The 26533-nt window shown below is 64.2% G+C and carries 27 protein-coding genes and 1 pseudogene; 4 read left to right on the forward strand and 24 right to left on the reverse strand.

What is annotated here, in order from left to right:
• Nucleotides 1–12: 12 nt before the first annotated feature.
• The 3 genes from WS87_RS32425 to WS87_RS32435 form a co-directional block, all read right to left on the reverse strand.
• Nucleotides 13–579: a hypothetical protein gene (locus WS87_RS32425; RefSeq protein ID WP_059820811.1), complete on the reverse strand. Its 567-nt coding sequence runs from the start codon at nt 577–579 to the stop codon at nt 13–15.
• Between the two features lie 76 nt (nt 580–655).
• A complete protein-coding gene (locus WS87_RS32430) occupies nt 656–1903 on the reverse strand; it encodes an MFS transporter (RefSeq protein WP_059820812.1) in 1248 nt (415 codons plus the stop codon).
• Nucleotides 1904–2170: 267 nt separating this feature from the next.
• A complete protein-coding gene (locus tag WS87_RS32435; RefSeq protein WP_059525998.1) occupies nt 2171–2500 on the reverse strand; it encodes an H-NS histone family protein in 330 nt (109 codons plus the stop codon).
• Nucleotides 2501–2860: 360 nt separating this feature from the next.
• On the opposite strand from WS87_RS32435, the gene WS87_RS33855 reads away from it, so the two are divergent.
• Nucleotides 2861–3019, forward strand: a complete 159-nt coding sequence (locus WS87_RS33855) for a hypothetical protein (RefSeq protein WP_159085739.1) — start codon at nt 2861–2863, stop codon at nt 3017–3019.
• Between the two features lie 229 nt (nt 3020–3248).
• Here the strand turns inward: WS87_RS33855 and WS87_RS32440 are convergent, their stop codons facing one another.
• The 4 genes from WS87_RS32440 to WS87_RS32455 form a co-directional block, all read right to left on the reverse strand.
• A complete protein-coding gene (locus WS87_RS32440; RefSeq protein ID WP_059820847.1) occupies nt 3249–4193 on the reverse strand; it encodes a dTDP-4-dehydrorhamnose reductase family protein in 945 nt (314 codons plus the stop codon).
• A 163-nt stretch (nt 4194–4356) separates the two neighbouring features.
• On the reverse strand, nt 4357–4770 hold the full coding sequence (locus WS87_RS32445) for a DoxX family protein (RefSeq protein WP_059449243.1): 414 nt from the start codon (nt 4768–4770) through the stop codon (nt 4357–4359).
• A gap of 318 nt (nt 4771–5088) precedes the next feature.
• Nucleotides 5089–6069 carry a lysozyme inhibitor LprI family protein gene (locus WS87_RS32450; protein WP_442861417.1) on the reverse strand — a complete coding sequence of 327 codons (981 nt, stop codon included), beginning with the start codon at nt 6067–6069 and terminating at the stop codon, nt 5089–5091.
• A gap of 256 nt (nt 6070–6325) precedes the next feature.
• Nucleotides 6326–7210 (reverse strand): LysR family transcriptional regulator, encoded by an 885-nt coding sequence (locus WS87_RS32455; RefSeq protein WP_059820814.1) that lies wholly within the window; start codon nt 7208–7210, stop codon nt 6326–6328.
• A gap of 127 nt (nt 7211–7337) precedes the next feature.
• Between WS87_RS32455 and WS87_RS32460 the strand changes: the two genes are divergently transcribed.
• Nucleotides 7338–8063, forward strand: a complete 726-nt coding sequence (locus WS87_RS32460) for a pirin family protein (protein ID WP_059820815.1) — start codon at nt 7338–7340, stop codon at nt 8061–8063.
• A 61-nt stretch (nt 8064–8124) separates the two neighbouring features.
• A complete protein-coding gene (gene wrbA / locus WS87_RS32465; RefSeq protein WP_059600705.1) occupies nt 8125–8727 on the forward strand; it encodes an NAD(P)H:quinone oxidoreductase in 603 nt (200 codons plus the stop codon).
• Between the two features lie 120 nt (nt 8728–8847).
• On the opposite strand, the gene WS87_RS32470 is transcribed toward wrbA, so the two are convergent.
• The 3 genes from WS87_RS32470 to WS87_RS32480 all read right to left on the reverse strand — a co-directional run bounded on the left by WS87_RS32470 (nt 8848) and on the right by WS87_RS32480 (nt 10508).
• Nucleotides 8848–9162, reverse strand: a complete 315-nt coding sequence (locus WS87_RS32470; RefSeq protein ID WP_059820816.1) for a hypothetical protein — start codon at nt 9160–9162, stop codon at nt 8848–8850.
• 243 nt (nt 9163–9405) lie between these two features.
• A complete protein-coding gene (locus tag WS87_RS32475) occupies nt 9406–10140 on the reverse strand; it encodes an LrgB family protein (RefSeq protein WP_059820817.1) in 735 nt (244 codons plus the stop codon).
• A complete protein-coding gene (locus WS87_RS32480; protein ID WP_059526036.1) occupies nt 10137–10508 on the reverse strand; it encodes a CidA/LrgA family protein in 372 nt (123 codons plus the stop codon). Before WS87_RS32480 ends, WS87_RS32475 begins: the two co-directional genes overlap by 4 nt.
• A gap of 307 nt (nt 10509–10815) precedes the next feature.
• Here WS87_RS32480 and WS87_RS32485 point away from each other — a divergent pair, with 307 nt between their 5' ends.
• Nucleotides 10816–12669, forward strand: a complete 1854-nt coding sequence (locus WS87_RS32485) for an ABC transporter ATP-binding protein (RefSeq protein ID WP_059820818.1) — start codon at nt 10816–10818, stop codon at nt 12667–12669.
• 422 nt (nt 12670–13091) lie between these two features.
• Here WS87_RS32485 and WS87_RS32490 read toward each other — a convergent pair whose 3' ends face one another.
• From WS87_RS32490 to WS87_RS32555, 14 genes and pseudogenes are all read right to left on the reverse strand, one after another.
• Entirely contained in the window at nt 13092–13748 is a 657-nt protein-coding gene (locus tag WS87_RS32490; protein ID WP_236873284.1) for a hypothetical protein, read from the reverse strand.
• Between the two features lie 87 nt (nt 13749–13835).
• Complete coding sequence (locus WS87_RS32495) at nt 13836–14387, reverse strand: hypothetical protein (RefSeq protein WP_059820819.1); 552 nt, start codon at nt 14385–14387, stop codon at nt 13836–13838.
• 8 nt (nt 14388–14395) lie between these two features.
• Entirely contained in the window at nt 14396–15388 is a 993-nt protein-coding gene (locus WS87_RS33860) for a hypothetical protein (RefSeq protein ID WP_159085740.1), read from the reverse strand.
• Between the two features lie 141 nt (nt 15389–15529).
• Nucleotides 15530–15973 carry a hypothetical protein gene (locus WS87_RS32505; RefSeq protein ID WP_236873316.1) on the reverse strand — a complete coding sequence of 148 codons (444 nt, stop codon included), beginning with the start codon at nt 15971–15973 and terminating at the stop codon, nt 15530–15532.
• 26 nt (nt 15974–15999) lie between these two features.
• On the reverse strand, nt 16000–16683 hold the full coding sequence (locus tag WS87_RS32510; RefSeq protein ID WP_107938244.1) for a pilus assembly protein: 684 nt from the start codon (nt 16681–16683) through the stop codon (nt 16000–16002).
• Nucleotides 16684–16713: 30 nt separating this feature from the next.
• The gene (locus tag WS87_RS32515) at nt 16714–18846 is read right to left on the reverse strand and encodes a TcfC E-set like domain-containing protein (protein WP_059820823.1); all 2133 of its coding nucleotides are present in this window, start codon (nt 18844–18846) and stop codon (nt 16714–16716) included.
• Between the two features lie 316 nt (nt 18847–19162).
• Entirely contained in the window at nt 19163–19693 is a 531-nt protein-coding gene (locus WS87_RS32520; RefSeq protein ID WP_059820824.1) for a CS1 type fimbrial major subunit, read from the reverse strand.
• 434 nt (nt 19694–20127) lie between these two features.
• A pseudogene (locus tag WS87_RS32525) lies at nt 20128–20340 on the reverse strand (transposase); the annotation flags it as partial.
• Nucleotides 20341–20657: 317 nt separating this feature from the next.
• Nucleotides 20658–21278, reverse strand: a complete 621-nt coding sequence (locus tag WS87_RS32530) for a thiol:disulfide interchange protein DsbA/DsbL (protein ID WP_159085742.1) — start codon at nt 21276–21278, stop codon at nt 20658–20660.
• 133 nt (nt 21279–21411) lie between these two features.
• Complete coding sequence (locus WS87_RS32535) at nt 21412–21831, reverse strand: cytochrome c (protein ID WP_236873285.1); 420 nt, start codon at nt 21829–21831, stop codon at nt 21412–21414.
• A 17-nt stretch (nt 21832–21848) separates the two neighbouring features.
• Complete coding sequence (locus WS87_RS32540) at nt 21849–23090, reverse strand: molybdopterin-dependent oxidoreductase (RefSeq protein ID WP_082750768.1); 1242 nt, start codon at nt 23088–23090, stop codon at nt 21849–21851.
• On the reverse strand, nt 23087–25366 hold the full coding sequence (locus WS87_RS32545) for a heavy metal translocating P-type ATPase (RefSeq protein WP_059820828.1): 2280 nt from the start codon (nt 25364–25366) through the stop codon (nt 23087–23089). Before WS87_RS32545 ends, WS87_RS32540 begins: the two co-directional genes overlap by 4 nt.
• Nucleotides 25363–25929: a c-type cytochrome gene (locus WS87_RS32550; RefSeq protein ID WP_059820829.1), complete on the reverse strand. Its 567-nt coding sequence runs from the start codon at nt 25927–25929 to the stop codon at nt 25363–25365. Before WS87_RS32550 ends, WS87_RS32545 begins: the two co-directional genes overlap by 4 nt.
• Nucleotides 25926–26525, reverse strand: a complete 600-nt coding sequence (locus tag WS87_RS32555; RefSeq protein ID WP_059820830.1) for a cbb3-type cytochrome c oxidase subunit II — start codon at nt 26523–26525, stop codon at nt 25926–25928. The genes WS87_RS32550 and WS87_RS32555 overlap by 4 nt, the downstream gene beginning before the upstream one ends.
• Between the last annotated feature and the right edge of the window lie 8 nt (nt 26526–26533).

A 26533-nucleotide genomic window follows, 5' to 3' on the forward strand; every position in this document is an offset into this window, starting at 1 on the left:
GCGACGGCCGCCCTATCGCTGCACCCGCTCCGCATGCGGCAACGCGGCCGCGAACGTGGCGTCGATGAACCGGATCACATCGTCGAGCGACGACGTGCACGTCGCGCCCGCGGCAAGCTCCCGGAACGCGCCGTCCGGCCCGAGGCAGATGAGCGGCTTGCGCCAGCGCCGCGCGAGCGCGATCTCCTCGGCCGTCCCGTGCCCGCCGGGCAGCGCGACGATCAGGTCGCTGCTCAGCACGTTCACGTAGTTCCGGTTGATGGTATGCGGTTCGGCGCCCGGTTCGCGGCGCGGCAGCGGCGTGAGGATCGGGATCTCGACGAACGGATGCGGATAGCCTTCGAGCGGCACGAAGCCCGCGTGCGGATCGGCCTGCGTCGGCACGATGCCGATCGACCGGCCGGCCCGTCCCGGCACGCCGGCGAACGCACGCGCGACCGCCAGCATCACGCCCTGGCCGCCGCCCGTCAGCAGGTTGAAGCCGGCCTGCGCGAGCCACGCGCCGAGCGGCTCGGAAAACGCGAGCCACGGTTCCTTGCCCGAGCCCATCACGCCGATCGTTCGGTTGTTGCGTTGCATCGTGAATTCCCGTGATGAAGTTGAATTGAACCGCGGCGTGCGCCGGGTCGCGAATCCCGGCGCACGCCGCGCGTCGTCATTCGAGTTCGACGCCCTTGAGCTCGGGAATCAGGAACAGCGTCGCGACCATGTCGAGCACGTAGAGGCCGGCGAGCAGCGCGATCGCCGTCTGGAACGAATAGTGTGCGGCAAGCGCGCCGACCGCCACCGGCCCGAAGCCGCCGACCGCGCGGCCGATGTTCCACAGCACGTTCTGCGCGGTCGCGCGCGCGACGGTCGGATAGCCTTCGGACATCAGCGTGCCGTAGCCGCCGACCATCCCGTTGACGAACATCCCCATCAGCGCGCCGGCCCACAGCATCGCCGTCGGGTCCGTCAGGCGCGCATATGCGAGGACGGTCACGACCGAACCAAGCTCGTACAGCAGGAACGTCGGCTTGCGGCCGATGCGATCGGCGAGCTGCCCGAACGTCCAGACGCCGATCATCATCCCGACGACAGTCGCCGCCGTCCACAGCCCCGACTTCGTCAGCGAGAAACCCATCTGCTTCGACAGGAAGGTCGGCAGCCAGATCATGATCCCGTAATAGCCGAAGTTCTGGACCGAGCACAGGATCACGATGCCGAGACTCGTGCGCGCGGTGCGGGCGTCGGCGACGAGCATCCGGAACGCGTTGGCCCGCGGCCGCGCCGCGCGTTGCACGAAGACTTCCGGCTCGTGCAGCCGGTTGCGCAGCAGCCACGCGAGCAGCGCGGGCAGCACGCCGACCACGAACATCCCGCGCCAGCCGATATGGAGCAGCAACAGCGGCGTCAGCAGCGCGGCCAGCAGTACGCCGGCCTGCCAGCCGAGCGCGACGTAGCACGACACGCGTGCCCGCTTGCTCGCCGGCCACGCTTCCGCCGCGAGCGCCATGCCGATTCCGAACTCGCCGCCGAGGCCGATGCCCGCGATGGTCCGATACACGAGCAGATCGCGGAAACCCTGGGCGAACGCGCACAGGCCGGTGAAGACCGCGAACAGCATGATCGTCCAGGTCAGGACGCGCACGCGGCCGTAACGATCGCTCAGGGCACCGAACAGAATGCCGCCCGCGACGGCGCCGATTAGCGTCCACGTGACGAGCGCGCCGCCCTGCCCGGGCGTCAGCTGCAACGCCGCCGTGATCGCCGGCAGCATGAAGCCGAGGATCCGGAGGTCGAAGCCGTCCATCGCGTAGCCGATCGCCGAGCCGGCCAGCGCCTTCCACGCGTACGCGCCGACCTGCTCGCCGCGCGGCGCCGCCGGATCGCCGAGCGCCGAAGATTTCATGTTTGCTGCCATGGTGTCCTGCCGGAAATGTCCGGGCGACATTCTAAAGCCTGTTCCCGCGCATGACGGGCGCCGGACGCCCGCACGCGGAAAGCGCCGCGCCGCCCGCTTCCGGGAACGGAAGCAGGCAGCGTCGGTAATGAATTTGAAAGACATTGAAGCCGGCGATCCGCAGTCAGGCGGGACACCGAAAGAACGCGATGAAGCGGGTGTTGCGAGGCCGGCGTCGCCGCCGGCGCGGGTCGAACGACACCGGAGCGGTACCGGCGCGGGGCAGCCTCAGCCCCGATCGTCGCCGGGCCACCAGGTTTTGGCTTCGCGGTCGACGAGCAGCGTATCGAGATCCTTGCCTTCGAGCCACTTGGGACGCGGGCCACGGCCCGACCACGAGCGGCCGGTCGTCGGATCGTAATACTTGGCAGGCGCCTTGCGTTTGCGCTGGACGATGTAGCCGAGGGCGCTCAGCACTTCCTGCTGCGAGATGCCCAATAACTCGACCTGCTCCTTGAATGCCGCGAGTGCGGCTTGCTTCTCCTTCTGCTTGGCTTCCGACAGCTTGATATTCAGGTCCCGAAGTTGTGCTTCGAGATCCTGCAGGGCCTGGGTCATGTATTCATCCTCTTTGGGCATGTTTTTATTCAAAAAAACCTCCGATGGCCGAACCTATCACGAAGTTCCGCCAATCGGTGTTGCGATATGTGAATCGTTTGCCTGGACCTGTAACGCTTTCGAAGTGTACCGAACGCCCCGCCATCGTCGAAAACCGCACGGCATCGGCACGCAACACATGGCGCCGCACCCATGCACAGGCGCGGCATGGCGCGAATGATAGCAGTGCGCATCCGTCATGTTCGAGGACTTTTGCGGTTCGGCGCACACTTGCCTTCGCCAGCCCGCGCGCGTCGGCGCCGGCGCGGCGGTTTACGTGCCGAAGCGGCACCCGGCCCACGCAACTCGCGCGAACAGCGCATGCAGCTTCGTGCCGCGCGCGGCCCCGATCTGACGACCGCGCTGACCGCGCGCGACGCGCATGCCGGTGCGTGGCGCGTGCAACGTTCCAGCATCGATATGGATGACGTAACGTTTCACGTCTCCCGGCAACGCGGCCAATCGGCATCCTGGCCGTGAACGGGCACGCACGAAGTCGTGCACGCGATTGAATCCGGTACGAAGACGCAGCGCGATGGGCGCTCTCTGCTCTCGTGATTGTTCGAATGCGTCAGGGCATCGGGGAACGAGACGCACCGCCCCGCAGCCTCGACGTTCCCCGCCGAGCGGGAAGGTTGCGCCGCGTGGCGTCTTGCCGTGCACCTGCGATGACCGCTGCCACGCGTCGCGGCATCACGGTTCGACGCGCTTACGGCAGCGGCGGTGCGTCGCGCAGCACGGCTTGCAGCCCGGTCGCGAACGGCGTCGCATGATCGATCCCGAGTGCGCGCACGCGCGACGCATCCAGGTGGCAATCGTACGGACGCGGCGTCGCGTCAGCCGGCGTGTCGATCCGTGCAAGCGCCGCATCGACGCCGAGCGCGACCGCGATCCGTTGCGCGATGTCGTACTTCGTCATCGGCTCCTCGCCCGACCAGTGACGGATGCCCGTGACGGTCGAGCCCGCGAGATGGCGCAGCGTCAGGTCGCGAATGACCGCCGCGACGTCGGGCGTGTAGGTCGGATAGCGGATCGCCCATGCGTCCATCCCGACCGCATCCGCACCCGGACGCGCGGACGCGACGATCGCCGGCACGAGGCTCGTGACGGCCGACTCGTGCCAGTCGACGATCGGCCCGTAGAGCAACGGCAGCCGCAGCACGCAAGCAAGCGGCGATGCGGCGAGCAACGCGGCCTCGCCTTCCAGCTTGGTGCGGCCGTAGATGTTCAGCGGGTTCGGCGCGGCGTCTTCGCGGTACGGCGCGGCCTTGCCGTCGAACACGTAGTCGGTGGAAATACCGAGCGTCCACGCGCCGTAGCGCGCCGCGAGCGCGCCGATGCGGGCCGGTGCGTCGACGTTGATCGCACGTGCGGCGGCGGGGTCACGTTCGCAGACGTCCGGGCGGCGTTCGGCGGCGCAGATGATCACGGCGGCCGGTCGGCGAGTTGCGAAGAGGTGTTCGAGCGCCGGCTGATCGAGCGCGTCGAGTCGGGCGACGTTTTCCGGCGGCAACGCGAGGCGCCGGGCGCCCGCGGTGTCCGGGTTACGGATCGTTCCGATCGGCGTCAGCGACGATTCGCGGGACAGCGATGCGGCAACCGCACGGCCGAGCAGGCCGGACGCGCCGATGAGAAGGATGGTCGGATGCGACACGGTGGCCAACGATGAAAGGGAATAAGGGCCCCCAATCTATACGAGAACACGCAACCGATGTCGATTTCGATCGCACGTCGACGACGTGCGCGTGATGAAAACAAGGCCCGATGCGCGATTGCGCGCACCGGGCCTGTCGTGCGGCACGAAGCCTCGCGCCCGCTTACTTCCGGTCGAACGAATAGCGCCCCGGCCCGCTCACCGCGAGCAACAGCAGCCCGCCGATGATGCTGATGTTCTTGTAGAAGTTGATCATCGCGAGGTACTGGTCCATGCCTTGCAGCGCCCAGTAGCGATGCCCGATCAACGCGGTCGCGAGCGTGTAGACCGCGAACACCAGCGCAAGCGGACGCGTGTAGAACCCGACCGCGATCAGCGCGCCGCCGACCAGTTCGACCGCCACCGCGATCACCGCCGACAGCTCGGGCGACGGTGCGCCCGTCGACGCCATGTACGCGACTGTGCCCGAGAAGCCGTTCAGCTTCTGCCAGCCGAACAGCACGAACAGGATCATCATCAGCACGCGAGCCGCCAGCAGCAGCTCGTCCTTCTTCGACTCCAGCGAAACGTAACGCATAGCAATCACCTTGAATTGACGGTTTGACGCATTCGGTGCCGATGGCCGCCGCAACGGCGAACCCACGGATCGGCAACGAACCCTCCTCGCACGATCGAACGGCGGGCCGGCCGGCCCGCTGCCGAGGAATCCGTCCCGTCGCGCCGTCGTGGCGCGCTGCGGAGCGGTTCTGGCGAAGCACGGGTGCAGTCTACTGTCTCACCGAAAATCTTCAATCCGCCAAAACAAGATTGGCTGTCTCGATTGAGTGGACAATTGTCACGTAACAAACGCGTCATACGCGTCCGGGTACATCGGCCGGCGCGCCTGCCCGCCGGATCACATCAAATCGACCGGCAGCGTCTTGTCGAGATTGTCGTGCCATGCGCGAATGGTCTTCGGCACGGTCTTTTTCCACGCCGGCGCGCTCGTGTAATAGCGCATCCGCACCTTGCCTTGCCCATCGAACACCAGCAGACCGATCCACAAATCGGCGCCCCGGCGCATCACGATCGCGGCGTTCGTCGTCGCGATGCCGCGTACCCAGTACGACTTCACGCCGGCATTCAGGCCGTCGAGATCCTGTTCGTCCGCGCTGGAATTGACCGTGTCGACGAGCGTTTGATAATCGGCGCCCAGCAGCTTGTGCGCGATCGCATTCTGCCGCGCATCCGCCAGCACCTTCAGGGTCACGAGATCCGCCGCCTGACCCGCCTGCGCCTTCGACGCCGTCACGTAGTCGCCCGAATACACGACGCCCGCACCGGCGCCGCAATCGGCATCGCCGCCCTGCTGCGCGACCCGCACGCGCCCGCCCTTGCGGCTGAAATCGAGCCGGCATCGGTCCTGGCGAAACGTGGCGCTGTCGCCGTGCAATTCGATATCGCCGCTGAGTCCGCCGGTATTCGCGCCGTTGTTGCCGCTCAATTCGAAGTGAAGACGCGGTGCCGTGCCGGTGAACGTCAGCACGCCGCCGACCGACGGATTCGCGCTGTCGCGATACCACGTCTGCTGCCAGCGGTCGGCCGCAAGCGACGTGCCGTTCAGGATCGCGAGCCGCTCGCGATAGCGGTCGCCGAGGCACGACGCTTCGCTGCCGCAGCGATCGCGCTGCTTGAGCCATTTCAACTGCGCGGCCTTCAGCGCGGCCGTATCGCCGCCTTTCGCGAGCGCCTTCTTCCATGCCGCCGCCAGTTCGCCGTCGAGCGACGACAGCCCGGCGTCCGCGCAGATCGCCTTTTCGGTCGGCGAAACGGCTTTCGCGCAATCGAAGCCGGCCGCGTGCGCGGCAATCGGCGAGATCGTAAGCATTGCCAACATCATGACGGATCGCAGGTTCGTGCTCCACGCATGCCGGCCGTGAAGTGCAGCCTGCCCTCGCTCGCCCGCGCGAGCATTCGATCGATTCTTCATTGTCATTGGACTGGACTCGTCGTGGATGGCGGTGAGTAGAAGCTACGTGCCCGATGTATGTGCCCGATTCGTTCGAGGTAAAAATACCCGGCCCGGCATGCGCTGTCGGCCCGCACCCCCGGCGAAGCCTAACGCGAATGCGCGCCGCCGATCAATCGGCGCGCTACCCCCGCACGCCCAACCGCTCCGCCAGAAACCCGATGAACGTGCGCAGCGTGACGAACCCTTCCCGGTGCTGCGGAAACACCGCATTCAGCGTGATCGGCGACGGCGCATACGCGTCGAGCACCGGCACGAGCGCGCCGCTGTCGAGCGCCGCGCCGACGATGAAATGCGGCAGCAGCGCAATGCCGAGCCCCGCGATCGCCGCGTCGCGCACGACTTCGCCGTTGTTCGCGACGAGCGGCCCCTGCACGTCGAACGTGCGCGCCGCGCCGTCGACCCGGAACTCCCAGCCGACGCGCCGCTCGCGCCCATACATCAGGCACGTGTGGCCGGCGAGGTCGGCCGGCGTCGCGGGCGTGCCGTGGCGCTTCAGGTAAGCGGGGCTCGCGCACGCGATCATCTCCCACGCGCCGAGCTGCCGCGCGATCAGCGTCGAATCCTCGAGCGTGCCGATCCGCAGCACGAGATCGAAGCCCTCGCCGATCAGGTCGACACGCCGGTCGGTCAGGTCGACGTTGAGCCGCACGGCCGGATGCGCGGACAGGAATTCGGCGATCAGCGGCGACACATGCGTGATCCCGAACGACAGCGGCGCGCTGATCTTCAGCGAGCCGTGCAGCTCGGTGCTGCGCACCGACATCGCCTGCTCGGCGTCGGCGACCTCGGCCAGGATCCGCTGCGCACGCGCATAGAACTCGTGCCCCGATTCCGTGACCGCGAGATTGCGCGTATTGCGATGCAGCAAACGCACGCCGAGCGCTGCCTCGAGCGCCATCGTGCGCCGGCTCACGAACTGCTTGGACAGCATCAGTTGGTCGGCCGCCGCCGTGAAGCTGCCCGCATCGACGGTCGCGACGAAGATCCTCAGGTCGTTGAGTTCCATATTGTCTACCTCAGAGTGACAGTCATTATCTCTACAGCCATTTATTTGTCAAATCGATTGACCTAAGATTCATCTCAACGAACGGCCGGCCCCACTTCCGAGGGCAGGCCAAATCCAGGAAAAAATCATGATCGAGACTCGTGCAGCAAACCAACGTGGCCGTGCCGAGCATGGCTGGCTCAGCTCCCGTCACACGTTTTCTTTCGCGAATTACTACGATCCGAAGCAAGTCGGCTTCTCCGACCTGCTGGTCATCAACGACGACCGCGTCGCCCCGGGCCGCGGCTTCGGCACGCACCCGCACCGCGACATGGAAATCCTGTCGTACGTGCTCGACGGTGCGCTGGAGCACAAGGATTCGATGGGCACCGGGTCGGTGATCGTGCCGGGCGACGTCCAGTTGATGAGCGCGGGTACCGGCGTGCGTCACAGCGAGTTCAACCACTCGCACGAGACGCCCGTCCACTTCCTGCAGATCTGGGTCGGGCCGTCCGAGAAGGGTGCCGAGCCGCGCTATCAGCAGACGAACATCGCGGCGGACGACAAGCGCGGCAAGCTCACGCCGATCGTGTCGCCCGACGGTAGCGGCGGTTCGCTGAAGATCCGCCAGGACACGCGGATCTACGCGGGCCTGTTCGACGGCGACGAGCGCGCCACGCTCGAACTCGCACCGGATCGCTTCGCCTACGCGCATGTCGCACGCGGCAGCGTGACGGTCAACGGCGTGGCGCTCGGCGAAGGCGACGGCGCACGTATCCGCGACGAGCAGGTATTGACGTTCACGGATGGCAAGGACGCCGAAGTGCTGGTATTCGATTTGCGTCCGGTCGAAGTGACGGCCGAGTGGGCATGACGCCCGTTCGGAACATCGGGCCCCGCTGAACGCGGGGCCTTCTTAATCGGAGATTCGCAACATGGCCAAGGTACTCGTTCTCTACTACTCGTCCTACGGGCACATCGAAACGATGGCGCAGCACGTCGCGGAAGGCGCGAAATCGGTGCCCGGCGTCGAGGTCACGCTCAAGCGCGTGCCTGAAACCATTCCCGTCGACCAGGCGAAGGCGATCGGCGTCAAGGTCGACCAGGCCGCACCCGTCGCCACCGTGGACGAACTCGCGGGCTACGACGCGATCATCTTCGGCACGCCGACTCGCTTCGGCAACATGGCCGGCCAGATGCGCACGTTCCTCGACCAGACCGGCGGCCTGTGGATGAAGGGTGCGCTCGTCGGCAAGATCGGCAGCGTGTTCGCGTCGACCGGCACGCAGCACGGCGGCCAGGAAACGACCATCACGTCGTTCCATACGACGCTGCTGCACCACGGGATGGTGATCGTGGGCGTGCCCTATGCGTGCAGCGGGCTCGTCAACATGAACGAAATCACGGGCGGCACGCCGTACGGCGCGACCACGCTCGCGGGCGCGGACGGCAGCCGTCAGCCGAGCGCGAACGAACTCGACATCGCGCGCTACCAGGGCAAGCACGTCGCGGAACTCGCCGCGAAGCTCGCGTCGTAACGCGGGCGCCGTCCGTCCCGGAAAGCCCGGGACCGCGGCGCGTGCCGCCTGCGCGGCACGCACGAGAAAGCACGGCGCCGGTCGACCCGGCGCCGTTTTCCGTGGTGCGAACGCCGGCCGTTACTGACCCGACGCCGGTGCTGCGGGCGCGGCGGGCGCCGCCTTCGTCGCGGGCGCCTTCTCGACCGCGTTCTGCGGATAATTGCTCTGATCGTTGGTCAGCCGGTAGCCGGAGCCCGTGCCGATCGCCTTCAGGTCCTTCGCGTGGCGCGCGCGGGCCGCCTTGCGGGCGGCCTTCTTCTGCGCCTTGTCGAGTTGCTTCTGCGTCGGCGCGGACGCCGGATCCTGCGCATATGCCGCCGGCGCGGCGGTCAACAGCAGACCGAACGACGCCGTTACTGCCACTGCCACCGAAACCACGCGAGACTTCGTCATGGCCGGATCTCCTTGTCGATTGTTGGTTGTGGGTCGAACGCCGGCACGCACGCGACGGACGTCGGCGTGCGACCACGGCGCCGATGCAACGTTAGCCGATCGCTGCGCAAATGTCCGTGCCGGTTCCTGAATTCTCCTGATAACGGCAACGATACATGCGCGGCAGGCGCCCGGCCAGACGGCGTGGCGCACGTGCCATCAGGGAAACCGATAGCATCGCGCGCCGCCGGCACCCGGCGCCGCTCAGATCCAGCGCGACAGCACCGGCAGCAGGATCGGCACGACGAATGCGGTCAGCACGCCGTTCAGCCCCATCCCGAGGCCGGCGAACGCGCCGGCCTCCTCGCTGACCTGGAACGCACGCGCTGTGCCGATCCCGTGCGACGCGACGCCGAGCGCGAAACCGCGCACGGCCGGCTCCTCGATGCGCAACGCGTTCAGGATCGCGCGGGCGCACACGGCGCCGAAAATCCCGGTCGAGATCACCAGCACGGCGGTCAGCGACGGAATCCCGCCGATTTCCTGCGCGACGGCCATCGCGATCGGCGTGGTCGCGGATTTCGGCGCGAGCGACGCGATCGTCTGGTGCGACGCGCCGAACAGCGCGGCAATGCCGACCGCGGACACGATCGCGGTCAGCGAACCGGCCAGCAGCCCGACGAGCAGCGGCACCGCGGCGCGCCGCAGCTTCGACCACTGGCGGTACAGCGGCAGCGCCAGCGCGACAGTCGCCGGGCCAAGCAGGAAGTGGACGAACTGCGCGCCCTCGAAATACGTCGGATACGGCGTGTGCGTGATCGTCAGCAGCACGACGATCAGCGCGACCGCGATCAGCACCGGGTTCGCGAGCGGGTTGAAACGCGCGCGGGCATAGACGGCCTGTGCAATCAGGTACGCGATCAACGTGATCGTCAGGCCGAGCAGCGGGGTCGCGGCGGGGTAGACCCAGATCGCGCCGAGTTTCGGGAAGGCCGTCATTGCGTGCCCTCCGCCGTGCCGTCCGCGCGCCGCTGGCGGCGCAGCAACGCACGCGTGACGAGCGCGGTCACGGCAATCGCGAGCGACGTGCTCACCGCCAGCGCGACGACGACCGCGAGCGCATCGCCGCGCACGCGGTCGGCCGACACCATGATGCCGACGCCGGCCGGCACGAACAGCAGCGACAGGTGGCGCAGCAGTTCGAGCGCAGTCGGCTCGATCGCGTCGGCCACCTGCGGGCGCAGCATCACGAAGCCGAACAGCAGCAGCATGCCGATCACGGGGCCCGGCACCGGCAGGCCGAACAGATGGGACACCCCTTCCCCGAGACACTGGAAGGTCAACAAGACCGCGAACGCCTGCAGCATGAAGCGCTTCTCCCGAACGTGGCCGCGCGATCATGCAGCCGCGCGGCCGATGGGCCGGTGTGTGCGACGCCGGCGTGGACGATACGCGCGATCGTATCAACAAAGGCTGCCGGGCGGGCTGTCGGCGCGGCGCGCGACTGCGGGCAACCGCCCTGCAGCCGGATCGAATCGATGCGACACTTGCCGCCGGACGATGCGAAAACGATGCAATCCGCGCGCACGCGGATGCGTCGCCTACGCTCGGCGCACATGAAACACGCATGAGCGGCCGCGCCACCTGCCCGCGCCGCATCAAGGAGAAGGTTCAATGTTTTCGTGGTTTGAACGGCGCCTGCCGACGTTCCCGCTCGAGGATCCCGTCACGCCGCCGAAGGGGTTCTTCTCGTTCGTCTGGGCGTGCACGAAAGGCGCGCGCGGCTGGATCCTGCTGATTGCGCTGACGTCGGCCGCGACCGCCGCGTACGAAGCCGTGCTGTTCGCGATGATGGGGCGCGTGGTCGACTGGCTGTCGTCGGTGACGCCGGCCGAATTCGGCGGCCGACATCTCGGCACGCTCGCCGGCTTCGCGGCGATCCTTGCCGGCAGCGCATTGCTGATCGCGCTGCATACGATGATCAAGCACCAGGTGCTCGCGATCAACTTCCCGATGCGGCTGCGCTGGCTGTTTCACCGGCTGATGCTCGACCAGAGCCTCTCGTTCTACGCGAACGAGTTCGCGGGCCGCGTGACGACCAAGATCATGCAAACCGCGCTCGCCGTGCGCGACGCGCTGTTCATGTCGGTCGACGTCGTGATCGGCGTCGGCGCGTACCTGATCGGCATCCTCGCGCTCGCGGCGAGCTTCGACTGGCGGCTGATGATTCCGCTCGCGCTGTGGGCGCTCGGCTACGGCGTGGCGTGCGCGTATTTCGTGCCGCGTCTGAGTGCGGTCGGCAGCCGGCAGGCCGACGCGCGCGCGCTGATGACGGGCCGCATCACCGACGCCTATTCGAACATCACGACCGTGAAGCTGTTCTCGCACACGCGCCGGGAAGCCGACCACGCGCGGCGTGCGATGGAGGCGTTCAAGGTGACCGGCGATGCGCAGATGCGGCTCGTCAGCGCGTTCGAGGTCGTCAACCACCTGCTGTCGACGCTGCTGCTGGTCGGCTCGACCGGCCTCGCGCTCTATCTGTGGCTGCACGGCGAGGCGAGCGCGGGCGTGGTCGCGGCCGTGATCGCGATGGCGCTGCGCCTGTCGAGCTATTCGCACTGGATCATGTGGGAGATGACCGAACTGTTCGAGAACGTCGGCACGGTCCAGGACGGCATCAACACGCTGACGAAGGTGCGCAGCGTGGTCGACGCACCCGACGCGAAGGCGCTCGCCGTGCAACGCGGCGGCATCGTGTTCGACAACGTGAGCTTCGCGCACGAGGACAACGAGCGCGCGGTGTTCGACGGGCTGAACCTGACGATCCGGCCGGGTGAGCGGATCGGCCTGATCGGCCGCTCGGGCGCCGGCAAGTCGACGCTCGTGAACCTACTGCTGCGCTTCTACGACGTGGACGACGGCGCGATCCGGATCGACGGACAGGACATCGCGCACGTGACGCAGGACAGCCTGCGCGCGGCGATCGGGATGGTCACGCAGGATACGTCGCTGCTGCACCGGACGATGCGCGAGAACATCCTGTACGGCCGCCCCGACGCGACCGAGCAAGAGATGCACGACGCGGCCGTGCGCGCGGAAGCGTCCGACTTCATCGACCGGCTGCGCGACCGGCACGGGCGCAGCGGCTACGACGTCGAGGTCGGCGAGCGCGGCGTGAAGCTGTCGGGTGGTCAGCGGCAGCGTGTCGCGATCGCACGCGTGATGCTCAAGGATGCGCCGATCCTCGTGCTCGACGAAGCGACCAGCGCACTCGACTCCGAAGTCGAGGTCGCGATCCAGCGCAGCCTCGACGGCCTGATGCGCGGCAAGACGGTGATCGCGATCGCCCACCGGCTGTCGACGATCGCGGCGATGGACCGACTGATCGTGCTCGACGAAGGGCGCATCGTCGAGGAAGGCACGCATCTGCAGTTGCTTCAGGCGGGCGGCATCTATGCGGCGCTGTGGGCGCACCAGAGCGGAGGGTTTCTCGGCGAGACGGCGGATGCGGAGGGGGCGGCGCAGTAACGCACGACAACGCATCGGGCATTCGCCACGCGCGCGGATGCACGATGGCGCGCGTCGTTGAGCCGGTTTGATGCGGGTGGCCCAAATTCCGTCCCGGTCTTAAGTGGAAAATTCCGGCTCTTCAGGGCGGGCCGGATCGGCCCGATCGGTGCACTGGCGGGTTTCCCCTCTTCCAACGTAACCTCGGTTCGGGGCAGTTTCAGCACGCCAGCGGCCGGACTGCTCGTGCAACACACGGCGGCTAGAATGCCCGGGCGTGCGCCCTTGCCCAGATTCACCTTCTTTTCCGGCGTCCACCCGGATTCGTGACCTTCTGCACGTAATCGCGCGCCGACCGGCGCTCGAGGCTGCAGCGCTCAAACTGCCCATACCGATAGCAGATCGCGCGCGCTTCCAAAGACAGCTTCCGTGCAGACACCTCCTTATCGACGACAGGCAGGATGCCCTGGAATATCGACCCTCTCACCGGGAACGTGAATCGGCACACCCGGATAGACGTTGAAGCTATCGACAATCGCATCATTCACCTTCACACCCTCTACTCGATAGCGAACGTTTCCAGTGACCGAAAACCGCGCTCCGGATGCATCACACGTAGCGGCCAGCCCTTCACGAACCTGCGAAGGCAGTTGCCGGACAAGGGCACTGAACGCGAGGTTCACAACGACATTCGCTGTGGTTTTCCGATCCTCGGCGCCCAGTAGTTTGATCACCGGCTTCACATTGAGCCGATAGACGGTCTCCGTCTCGACCGGCCGCAGCGGCTTGAGCGTGATGGTTTTCGTTTGTCCGGGAGCAAGCGTCACTCGAAAGGGAAACGCGTAGAGCGACGGCTGCGTCACCTCACCGACCGGTTCAAGGCGCTCGCTGTCCAGCGGCATGCCGGGATTCAATAGACGCGACAACGAAACGCTCACATACTCGACGCGATCCCCGTTGTTGATCAGCTGCACGGATGTGGAGTCTTTCTCCACCGTTACTTCCTTCGGGTTCAGGTCGATTGCCGCGGTTGCCGACACCGGAACGGATGAAACCGCAGCAAAGGCGATGCACGACAAGATGGATGAACGAAGCTTCACGTCGAAGGATCCTCCAATTGACACTCCGGTTTTCTCATTAAGGTTGCCGCCGATCTGCCCTGCGACGGCAGTCGGGACCACCGGCGGTCAAGGCGCCTTGACTACTGGTTCGAACGTCATCGACAAGACGCCGCTATAGGTGCCCACGGTGCTCTTGAAATCGCCGGCAGGCGGATATGCCTGCACATCTAGGTTGTAATAGCCGACGGAGTCAGATCCTATCTCCGGCGCAGCCGGGTTCTTGAACTCCGTACCCTGTTCGACTGCAAGTGGTTTCAATTCACCACCGTCCGCGCCCAGCTTGACCGTTGGTGTCCGAAACGCCAACGCGGGATTCGACTGATGCGTAATCGCCAACGGCGAATCCAGACGCACCCGGAACGTCCCGCTGGTGGACACGACCTTTAGCCGTGCCTGCACCTCATATGTCGTATCCCAACCGCCGAGTTGCTGCATCTCCAGGCCTCGCTCGAACCAGCCGCCCTTGTCGTCCGTCACGATCAGCTTGTTCGGCCCGACGAAGTGTGCCGTCACCTTGCTCTGGGTTTTGCCGGAGAGCGACACAGGGTCGATCGCGGATGCGGTCGCCGACAGACACGTCAATCCGGCAAATAGAAATGGAAGAACCAAATTGCTCATATGCTTTCTCATGATTTCGTAACGACAGTAAACGTGAGAACGTCACTGTAATCGCCCTCTTTCAGCAAGCGGTCCACACTGGTTTTGAATGTCGGCACAAAACAGGTTCTGCCTGAACTATCCAATGACAACGCGACGTTGCCCGTATTCGGCAGATTCAAGATCGATGTTCCTGCGTCCAGCGAAATTGTGTATGGAACGAGTTGCGAAGCGTCGTTCACATGCTTGAGACGATATCGGTTCTGTGCAATTCCGTTGGAATTGCTGGCAGTGACGATGAACTGCCTTCCACTGACAGCGGCACCCACATAAGTAAAGCAAAGCTGATCGGTGGTGTTGGAGAAAGTCTTCTCGCCATCCCCTTCCGGCAAGTCTCCGAGATTCCAATCCGGCGCCGTCATTTCGATCGAGATCGGCGGCGGTGGTGGCATCTTCGGATCCACGACGGAGCAAGATTGGCTAGTTCCGGGCCCTACATAGGCCCCTCCCCTAACCTCCCCTACATCGTTTCCTCTGGTGAAATTGCCGGCACGCACGGTGATGGCTGGCCATTCTCTCAGGTAAGCATTATCGAATACTATCTTTAAATTAGCTGTTAATGGGGTCTCTTTTTTCCAATCGCCATTGGTCGTAGCCCCATGGTACATTACATATCCGCTCCCGACGTAAGCATTGCTATTTTGTTCTTCATTGAGCATGACAAACTTTGCTGCAGCCGCACTCGGTCCGACCCCGCCATTTTTGTCATATGTATATATCAATACTCCCCGAGAAGTAAAGGAAGAACTACCGGTATTCCCTGAAGCCTCCTTATAGGAAATCATCACGCCCACCGTACTCGTTCCGTCTCCGTTGTCTCGCCACGAGCAATTGCTGTATCCGTTACTGAGAGGAGCGAGTTCAAGAGAATATGCAGCCGCCCCGTTGCTTGCTAAAACGTAAAGGATGACCATCAGGAACGATTTTCCCAGCCACTTGAACGACCATTTTCTTTTTCCCATCTTCCTCTCCAACTATCGAAATATGTCGACCACCGACAAGATCGACCACCGCGATACGTTCGGAATAGCGCTTACCAACGGCATTCCGGGCGATACACAGTTCGAGGTCGGCGTAACCATAAAGCGCCTCCGAAAGCGAACCTAGTGGCTGTTCTTGGCCAACTGATAGATCACGACGCCATATCCAACGCTGATGAACAGCGGTGCAACGGCGCCTCGCATGTCACCGTCATCGACGGCGATGCGCTCCCTCGGACGAAAGGTCAGACGCCAAACCTGTGACTGCTGCGGTGTATCAAGCACCTTCAACGTCATCCGGTATTTCTGCCCGGGCGCCAACGTGAGACGCCCAGGTAGCGCCAACAAGGTCGGACGGCTCACTTCCTCGACAGGCACGAGGCGTTCCGGGAGTTGTCCAGGGTTAGACACCCACTGCTGCGTCACGTCGAGGTACAACGCGCTGTCTCCGACGTTTTCTGCCCAAAGTTCATTGGCGGGCTTCCCCTCTTCCAACGACACCTCGGTTCGGGACAGTTTCAGCACGCCAGCGGCCAGACTGCTCGTGCAACACACGGCGGCCAACATGCCCAGCACCCAGCTCCGCGTGCTTCTCATTCCTGACAATCCAGCGTGACCGGCTTCTCTTCGACGCGCAACGTCATATGCTTGCTGGGGAAATGCTGCGGCGTCCCGGGGAAGACAGCCAGGGTCTGCGCAGGCTTCGCCTTGTCATACACGACGTCGGTAAAGATCTGGCGGATATTCCCCGTGTTTTCCAGCGTCAATCCGCCGTTTTCGCAGCGATGCGTCCACGCAGATTTCTGCTTGCCCGGTGCCGGCATGTGCCGCACCAGCACGCCGTAGCCGATCGCCACCGACATGGGGGCGGTGATCTTGTCGTCCGGCGCGTTGTCGACCTTCAGCGATCGGACCGGCAGGATGTACAGCCGGTAAAGCTCTTCCAGCTCCGGCTCGGCCAGCGACTTCAACACGATCGACCGTGTCTGGCCCGGGCCGAGCGTCAATTTGTCGGGGGTCGCCAGCATGCCCGGGCGTGCGACCTCGCCCAGATTCACCTTCTTTTCCGGCGTCACACCGGGATTCGTGACTTTCTGCACGTTGATGTTCAGATAGAGCGGCGCATCGCCCATGTTCTTCACGGTCACCGTCTGTTCGTGCGCGTTGAAGACCTGTGTCGACACCGGCATGACCATCAACTCGCCTTCAGCATGGGCAAACTGGCTAGCTGCCATCACCAAGCCGAACAACAGCGAAAGCGGGGTATTACGTTTCATTGCATTTCCTCTCTGAAATTGACCGGGTCGTCATTTGCAACGGAAATAGTTCCCGTTTTCCTCCGTCAGATCGCATGTCAGGCGTCGCCCTTCTTGCTCAACGGTAACGAGCCGCAGCATCTTCTTGCTGACGATCGAGAACAGCCCGTTCCGGTACGCCGTGTCGCCCGTCTCGGCGATCCTGCCGCTGACGGGCTTGCCTCTCTCGTCCGTCAGGAAGCCGCTGTAGATCATGCTGATGTCGACGCGCGCCTTCGCCGAATAAACCTGCCCCGGATGGGCTCGAACGACGTTTGCCGGCACCTCGATGTTCATGTCCAGCTTCGCGTTGTCGCTGAACACACGTGCAAACGACACGTCGCTGTACGCGTTGAGCGGCACAGCGTATGTTCCGCCCCCCGCTACCGGGCTGCCTTCGACATTGAAGCCGTACTTCATGCCGTCCAGATTCGGTGTTCTGAGCAGCAACGCACTGCCGCTCGGGCTGTAACGTCCGACAGCCACGCCGTCCTTGCTCGCTGCCACCATGCCGCGATAGTTGAAGTCGGCATTGCTGCCGCCATTGCTCGTGCCGAGGTTAAGCGAAACATCGCCACGCGTACCGGACCGCGTGCCGTAGAGGTTGACGCCGTAGTTGCTGCCGACCCGATTGGCCGTGACGCCAACGGTCGATGTGCCGAAGCCGTCGACGAAATCCTTGCGGACATCGCCGCTCAACTGGGTCTGCCCACCCGCATGCGCTGCGTTGAAGCTTGCCTGAACCTTGTCCAACGTCATCGTCGTGTTGAAGTACACGCCGTAGCCGCCGTTCCCGTTCTGGTAGCCCCCCTTCTGCACGCCGAGTGCGAACATGGCCCATAAGCCGTTCGGCCGGTAGTTCCAGCGGACCTCCGCCTGATGTGAAGCACCGCCGAACCCCGACTGCTGGTAGTTGTATCCGACGATCGCCTTTCCGATGTTGCGACTGTAGGATGCGCTCGTACTCGGCTGCCCACTGTAAAAGCGCGACACATTCGTGCGTTGGTAGCGGCTCACTGTCAGACTGCCCAGTGCCTCGCTTGCCATCGAGATGTTCACGTACCCGCCGACTCCGCGCTCGCCACTCAGCACGCCGAGCGTCGGGGTAACATCGATACCGGCGATCTGCGTCGGGCGCGTGATATTGATTTCTGCCGCCCATTTGCCGCCGTGGCCGGCCAGCATCGAAGCATTCAAATAGAACTGCTTCAGGTTGCGACTCACGGCAGCTTCGAGCAAATACCCGCCGCTGCCCATCTCCTTGCCCGCGGTGAAATGCCAGGCATTGCTGCCGGAGGCGCCGAAATTGAGGTTGTTGACTTCACGACGCTCGCGGCTAACCACGTTGCCGTTGCGGTCGACGAGCCGGACCTCGACCGGGTAGTAGCCGCCCGGCAAGTCGACAAAGCTGATTTCATTACGCCCGATCGATGCTGGCCGCTTCAAAATCAGGCGATCGTTGCGGTAAAACTCGTAATTACCTTCGGCTGTCGCATAAAGGATCAGCGAACCGGCGTTTGTGTTCACCTTCAGGTGCGCCTGACTGCCGATCGTCACGAAGTGGTCGAAGCTCGGCGACAGCAGCGTGCTGACGGAGCCCGACGTATAGTCGATACTGTTCTGCTTGCCCGCTCGAACATACGTGCTAGCGAAGTTCTTCTGCAGGTAATACGACGACACGCCGCGGTCGCTGTTGCTGTTGCCGCGCGTCGTCGTCTGGTTCGCATACCAGTTCGCATAGCCAAAGCTTTGCGATGGGAGCCCGACCCAGGTGTTGCCGTTGATATTCGCCGCGCGATAGCCGTCGGACGCGGCGCGGAGATCGATCGACTGATTGTTGACGATACCCAGATTCGTCGGTGGCGCTATGTAATCCTCGCGCGCGTCGCGGATCGAGATCGATCGTCTCATCTTGTCGACCGTCACGTGATAACCGTCGATCTCCAGGTCGCAGCCCTTGCTGCAACGCTTGTAATCCAGTTGCGAGACGACTCGCTTGAGCGTCGAGACATCTTCCGCCGATATTCCGTTTTCTTGGAATTTCGCGGCGTCGAACGTCAGCACGCCATCCGCTTGCGAAAAACCAATAAAGCCCGGCAGTGTCCGCCCGTTGAACGTCGCAACGTAATTCGCCGCATCATCCATTTCGGCCGCACTGAACCCCTCAGGGATTCCATACGAAATCTTCAGATCTGCAAATGCCTGCGACGAGATGAAGAGAAACGCACCTAGCCACAGCTTGTTGAGACGAAAAGGGACTTGATCGGCGTACACGCTTAATCTATGGGGGAAGAGGAGGAACGGACATAAGCGATTTTTTTCGGCTGGAGCGAATCAGGAAGCCCTGCAATGAGGGCTTCCGGTTAGCGCTTACTTCATCATTTCTGCAATTACCAGAGGTTCGAAAACCATGGCCTGAGCGCGGCGGCAGCTGCCGTTCGTGCTCAATGAGGGCTTCCCGTTAGGGCTTCGGTGCAGTAGCCAGAGGTTCGAAAACCATGACCAGATCGCCGCTGTAGCTGCCGCTCGTGCTCACGGTGCCGACTTTCGTCGGCGCCTCGACGTTGATCTTGATGTCGTGAATTTCGTCAAAGCCGCCGTTGCCCGCGACCGTCTGAGTGATCTTCTGCGCCGTGCCGAACGTGACAGCTGCGTCGCCGCTGTTGCTCGACATCGTGACCGCGGCATTCTTCATTTCGTACTTGCCGTTTGACAGTTTCAGCGGCTGGGCCAGCGAAATGTTGAAGTCCGCGTTCTTCGACCATACGCGAACCGGCAGCGTCTTCGAGAACTTCGTCTGCGTGTAGTCGTCTGCTTGCAGTTCTTCCGTGCTGTACCAGGTCGAGCCGTCGGGCTTCGACACGAAGATGCCGTCGTCGATTCGCGCGGTCAGCGTGATTTTCTTCGACACCGTATCGGCATGAGCCGTGTTTACGATGCCAAACAGTGCCGAGGTCACGCCCAGTACCAGAACGAGTTGCTTGAGTTTCATCAGCTAATCTCTATAAAGCCGTTTAAAAAATAAATGCCGATTTTAAATTAAGGTCGACACGCAATGCGTGGAATGCACACCCCACAGGAAAGCAATTTTCCGGATTCCTAACTCCTCTTAAATAAGACAAGTCAGAAAATATTATTGGAATAGATATGACAAGTAAGAGCGAAAAAGGCGTGCTTCCGGAAATTTTCGCGGTGATTGATAGATTAATTTAACAATTCATCGAGCCCCAAAAAAAATTCCCCGGAGTCGGACGGGGGGCTTCCCGCGAGCGTTACATGCGCAGAGACGAGACAAAACGAGACGTGAGGATGATGCGACGAGCCATTACGGATTGACGATGAGGCGGCCCTGTCGGCTTGTAATGCGACTGCGCAGCGTTCAGTACTACAGAAGCGTCAAGGAACCTCGTCCGAAGCTTCGGTCGTGTATGCGCGAGATCGCCTATGGCCAGGCTGGAGCACGTTCCATTCGCCGTCGACCTTCATGCCCGAACTGTCGCCCGCCAGATGGATCGGGTCGCTGTCGTGAACGATCGGCAGTTGGATCTCGAGTGTTTGCGCGCGAAGGCACAGCGCCGTGTAGCTTGGTACCGGCAGGGAAGCCAAAGCCAGATCGCGCAGGCTTTGCGCGAAACCTTGCCATCGGGGGCCTGCAGGGTGTTCTCGGAAAAAAGTGAGTTCGCCCACACCGCGTCGGGAAGCCGTGCAGCAGGTGATTGAACAGCGCGACTATTCGGAGCGCCGGATGTGCGCGCGCTCATTGAGCTCAATCGCCGGACGTTCCGACGGCCGGCGCCGTCTGTCGTCGACCACGAACTGCGGCAACGGCTGCGCGAGATGGCGCAGCAGCGGCCATGGTTTGGTCCCTCGCCTGCATCTCTTACTACTCCGAGAGGACCTGCCCAGCACCACAAACGCACGGAATGTGCTGTATCGTGCAGTTCGTGTACGAACCATTATCTGTCACGTTGATGCTCGTTCACTTGATCGGCAACGATGCGATCAAGCGCATCGACTGTCTCGGCCGGCCCGGTGCCCATCGTGGGGCTGTACTTCCCCTGTACAACCAACATCGGCACCGCGCGCACGCGGTACGCTTCCCACATTTGCCGGTCCGCCTGAAGCGCACGTTGCGTCGCCGGCGAATCGACCATTACGGCGAAGCGCTGCGGATCGACGCCGTGTGCGGAAACGAACGCCATTTGTTGTTCCGTGGTCAGCAACCGGTTGCTACCCCCGTGAATCGCATCGAACGCGGCCGGAATCAACGCCTCCTGGTGCAACGCAACCAGCGCGTGATAGAGCTTCGCATACGGGAGCAATTGCGGAACTGGCGCGACCGGCACACGTCGGAACACGATCCTGTCGCCCTGCTTTTCCCGCCACGTCGCGAGCGTCGGTTCGAGCAACCGGCAGTACTGGCAGCCGAAATGAAAGAATTCGACGACTTCGACCTTGCCGGCCGGCACGCTGACCGGTACCGGCGTATCGAGCGTCCGAACACCCGCCTGTGCCGCCTGCACATCGAGACCGCCCTGAAGTACAACGACTAGCGCCGTGATCAACGCGGCCCGCACCCACTCTTTCTTCATCGTGTTTCCCTTGTGCCGGCAACCGGCGCGAAACGTGTTGGAAACTCCCGCCGCACCGATGCCGGATTTCTATTTACGGGGCGCCGCGGCAACGCGCGGCACTTCTTCGTCGGTGTACTCAACTCCCCTGCATATCCACAACCGACGGCCCCTTCCCCGCTTCCTTGCGCCCGTTGATGCTGTACAAGTACTTCGCGAGCGCATCGACCTGCTCGGCTGGCAGCGGCGCGCCGTACGACAGCCGCATCTTGTTGCTGATCGTGGCCCACTCCTTTTCGGTCAAAGGCGGCTGGCGCGTCACCATGCCCGTCGAGTGACAAATCAGACATTGCGCGTTCGCGATCTCCGATCCCTGCCCCGGCGGAAACCGCTCGGCGCTGACCGGCAACACCGCATCTACCGACGGAATCTTCACGACCCGCTCTGGATGCCGCCGCCAGTCGAAGCCCCCTTCTGGCATCCATGCCGCCGCCATCGTCACACCAATGACGACCGGAATGCCCCACATCAAAGCCAGACGAAACGCTTGACGATTCATGCTCTGATCTCCCGCGATCAAACGACTTGCAGCGCAACGGATTCGACGCCGTTGCGCATGAAACCCGAACCGTTCCAGTTCGACTGCATCGGCTGGGCGAGCCCCGCCACATTGGTGGCACGCACCATCAGCACCAGCGGCCCGGCCGCGGGCGGCGTGAAGCCGAAGGACCAGCGCCGGAAGCTGTATTGCCCGTAGTCGCGGTCAAGCCGGGCATCGATCCATGTGTGCCCGCCGTCCGCGGAGATCCGCACTTTCGCGACACCGCAGTCACCGCCGAACGCGAACCCGCGCACCTCGACATGCTCGTTGCGCCTCAGTACATCGCCGTCCTTCACATTCGTGATGAACGAGCGCGGCACCATCTTGTTGATCGGAATCATCTTCATGCCGGTCTGGCCCGGCTTCACGTTCGCCCCCGGTGTATCGGGAATCAGGTACGCACTCTTGCTCCAGTAGTTGTCGTCGGGTTCGTCGAGTACTTCGAGATCGCAGAGCATCTTGATCCAGTACGTCGCATACCACCCCGGCACGATCATGCGGATCGGGAAGCCGTTCAGCAGCGGCAGCGGTTCGCCGTTCATCAGATACGCGATGATCACCTCGCCGTCGAGCGCGTGATCGATCGCCAATGATTTCTTGAAGTACGGCGTCTGCGGCGCGGCCGGCGATTCCAGCCCGTGCATGCGCACTTGCACCGCGCCGGCCCGCACGCCCACGCGGTCGAGCACATCCTTGAGCCTCACGCCGGTCCAGCGCGCGTTCCCCATCGCGCCGTGGCCCCATTGCGCACCCGGCACGCGCGGCGTGTAAAAGCCCCGCGAATTACCCGAACACTGGTTCACGGCCGCCACCTCGACCGGTTCGAAATCGTGAATCAAGTCGTCCAGCGTAAGAGCCACGGGTTGCCTCACATGGCCACGCACGTTCAGGCGAAACTTCGCGACATCGATGCTCGACGGAATGTTCGCCATATGCCAGCGCACGTAGAACTTGTCGTTCGGCGTGAACAGATGGCGGTCGAACACGTCGAACGGTGTTTCGAGCAGCGGCGGCCGCGTGCGCTGCAGGATCACGTCATGCTTTTGCGGAAAACTGTTCGTGATCTCGCGACGGCCATTGCCGAACGGCAGCTCGATAGCCTTCTCGACCGCGCCCCACGCATCGGCACCCGCCAGCCCAGCCAGGCCGAGCCCGAACGTCCGCTCGAGGAACTTGCGGCGGCCCGTAGCGGAAAATTGCGACGTCTTCTTGTTCATTGAGTGCAATCCTGTTTCGAATGAAATTCCAGTGAAGTGCCTGATGGCCTGGCCTTGCGTTCCAGTCGGCGCGCCGGTAGGGTGTTCAACCGGCACGCGTTAAGCGTGACGGACACCGAGCTGAAAACCATCGCCGCTGCGGCAAGCGCGGGAGATGTATAGCCGCAGATCGCGACAGGCAATGCGATCAGGTTGTACGTTGCGGCCCAGCCGAGGTTCTGACGCATCACGCGCGCGATGCGACGGCCGATCGCGATCGCATCGGCCACCTGCCCGACATCGCCACGCGACAGCACGACGGCTGCGGCGGCCGACGACGACGCGCACGCGCTCTGGACGGCGATTCCGTAATCAGCTGCCGCGAGCGCGGGTCCGTCGTTGAGCCCGTCTCCGACGAACGCGACAACCCGATGCGCGCGCTGCGCGCTCGCGACGATCTCCGCCTTGCCCTCGGGGCTGACATCCGCCCTCACGCAGGAGCGCGGGAGCCCGACGGCGTCGGCCACCGTGATCGCCGGCCCGGCACGATCGCCAGTCAGCATGCCAAGCTCGATGCCGCGCGCGCGCAGTTCGGCGATCGCCGCCGACGCATCGGCACGCGGTGTGTCGGCCATCAGCACATGTCCGAGCAAGCGGCCATTGCGCGCGACGAACGCTACCGTGCCCTCGTCGCCCGGCTGGTCCGACGCCGCGATCCCCTCGCGAGCAAGCAGCGCGCCGGATCCGACGACAATGCGCGTGCCGTCGGGTCCACGCCACACCACACCCAGGCCGGGAACGGCTTCACTTTCGCCCGCGCAGGCGTTGATGTCGTGCACGCAGTATTGGCGCAGCGCACGGGCAAGCGGATGCTCGCTTCCCTGCTCGGCCGTCGCGGCCGCGATCAGCACCGCCGTCTCGCACGAATCGGGTTCGGCATGCACGCGCACGATGCGCGGCTCGCCGAGGGTCAGCGTACCGGTCTTATCGAAGAACACGGCATCGATCCGGCCCGCGCGCTCGATCGCTTCGACATCCTGAAACAGGATTCCGGCGCGCGCGGCTCGCCCCGCACCGACCATCAGCGCTAATGGCGTTGCGAGGCCGAGCGCGCACGGGCAGGTGATGACCAACACGGCAATCGCATGTTCGAGCGCCGCGCCCCACCCGGCACCCGACCCCACGCCGTAAGCGCAGGTGGCAGCCGCCACCATGAAAATGAACGGCACGAAACGCCGCGTAAACCGCTCCGCGAGCGCGTCCGTCGCGGTCTTGCGCGCGAGCATGCGCCGTAGCGTGCGTGCGATCGCATCGGCGCGGCGTTCGCCAACGGCCGATGTGACCCGCACCGTCAGACTGCCGGTACCGTTCAGCACACCCGCCTCGACTCCGTCGCCGGCACTCACGGCCACCGGCGACGACTCGCCCGTCAGCAGCGCGCGATCGAGCGTCGACGTGCCGCTCTCGATCTGGCCGTCGAGCGCCGCTCGCTCACCGGGACGCAGCACGAACCGCTGCCCAACCACCGCGCGCTTCGCGAGCCGCTCGTGCCGGCTGCCGTCCGCATCGATCATCAATACGGTTTCGGCCGGCAGCGCCAGCAACGCCTGCATCGCGTCGGACGCCCGCGCGCGAATCGTGTGCTCGATCAGCCGCCCAGCCAGCAACAGCGTGACGATCATGGCCGACGAATCGAAGAACACGTCCGCGCTGCCGGACAGCAATCGCCAGACCGACAGCCCGAATGCGATGGTCGCCCCACTGGCAACCAGCACGTCCATTCCCGGCGCGCCCGCGCGCAACGTGCGCCACGCCGCGCGCAGGAACGGCCAGCCGCTGAACGCCAGGATCGGCAGCGTGGTCACGCCAGCGAACCACGCGAGCCCCAGCCGGATCGATTCGGGAATGGTGTGATGCGTGTCGAAATAGAGCGTCCACTGCGCCGGCATCGCCCACATCCCGAACACGACGGCCACGATGAGCCGCAGCCGTACGCGGGCGGCCTCACGGGCGAGATGCGCGCGCCGGTCGCGCGTCGTGCCTTCGAGTGTCGCCGTGTAGCCGAGACGTGTGACGGCGTCGAGCAGCGCCTCGAATGTGGTTTGCGTCGCATCCCACTGCACGTGCGCGGCCTCGGCCGCGAAACTCACGCGCGCCTCGAGCACACCGGGCTGCCGGGCCAGCACCCGCTCGACGGCGTTCGCGCAGCTCGGACACCACATGCCGCGCACATCGACCACCGCGCTGCCGGCGGTGTACGCTGCGACGTCGCGTTGCGGCGCGCTGGCGGATGTCATTCCCGGCTCCCCAGTTCCGCGCCGCCGCTCCACGGCTTCGTCCGCCCCTTCAACTGCACGCGCTCGGCCTTGAGCATGGGCGCGTCGAGCGGCGGCTTCGCGTCGTTCCCGAACTCCGTGCGGATGTGATTGGCGACGGCCACCAACTCGGCGTCCGACAGCGTGGCCCCGAATGCCGGCATCGAGCCGTTGTATTGACTACCTTTCACGCCGATCGGGCCGTCGATTCCCAGCAACAGGATGCGTGCGACCATGTCCGGTTTGCCGTTGACCCACTCGGACCCGGCCAGCGGCGGAAACGCGCCGGCTACGCCTTTGCCGTCGGCCTGGTGGCAGGCCGCGCAATGCGCGGTATACAGCACGCCGCCGTCGATCACCTGCGGCAGGTTGCCGGACGCCAGCGACTGATCGGGCTCCCGCCCCGAGCCGTGATAAAGCGTGAAGCTGCCCCAGGCCGTGAGGCAAGCAATAATGCCGACGAACAGCCAGGGCACCGGCCGCACGCCCTCGGTCGGCTCGGCCTTCTCGCGCCGGGCCGCTTCGTTGTCGCGTTCGATGCTCATTTTGCGCTGCCCTCCTGTGCGGCTTTTTCTACCGGGTAGGTGTGGTTCAGCCCGACCAGGTAGTCGACGAGGTCGAGCGCTTCCTGCGTCGCTACCACCTGCCCATGCACGGGCGAAAACGACGGAGGCAGCTTCACCACCGTGTCGCCCGCGGCCGGCGTATCGACGATCTTGAACAGATACGGAAAGGCCGGCATCACACTGCCCGGCGTCACCGCGCGCGGTTGGTACAGGTGGGCGAGATGCCAGTCGACGCTCGGCTGACGCGCCCCGATGTTGAACAGGTCCGGCCCCGTACGCGACGTGCCGAGCTGGTGCGGATAGTCGTACACGTAGTCGCTCGGCACCGCCGCGCGGCCCCAACCACGCAGTGCATCCGGGCCCATCGCCACCGGTCGCGGCTGCTGGGAGTGGCAGGTCGCGCAGCCCAGCGACACGTAAGTCGCGCGCCCGCGCAGTTGTGCGAGCGTATAGGGGCTCAGCTTTTCAGGTGCTTTCTCGCGTTCGAGTTCGCGATACGGCATCGCGATCAGCACCACCATCGAGAGCGCGATAAGGATCAGCGACCCGATGATGACGGTCATGATTCGTTTCATGTGATGTC

The organism is Burkholderia sp. MSMB0856 (assembly GCF_001524645.2).
Lineage (GTDB): Bacteria > Pseudomonadota > Gammaproteobacteria > Burkholderiales > Burkholderiaceae > Burkholderia > Burkholderia diffusa.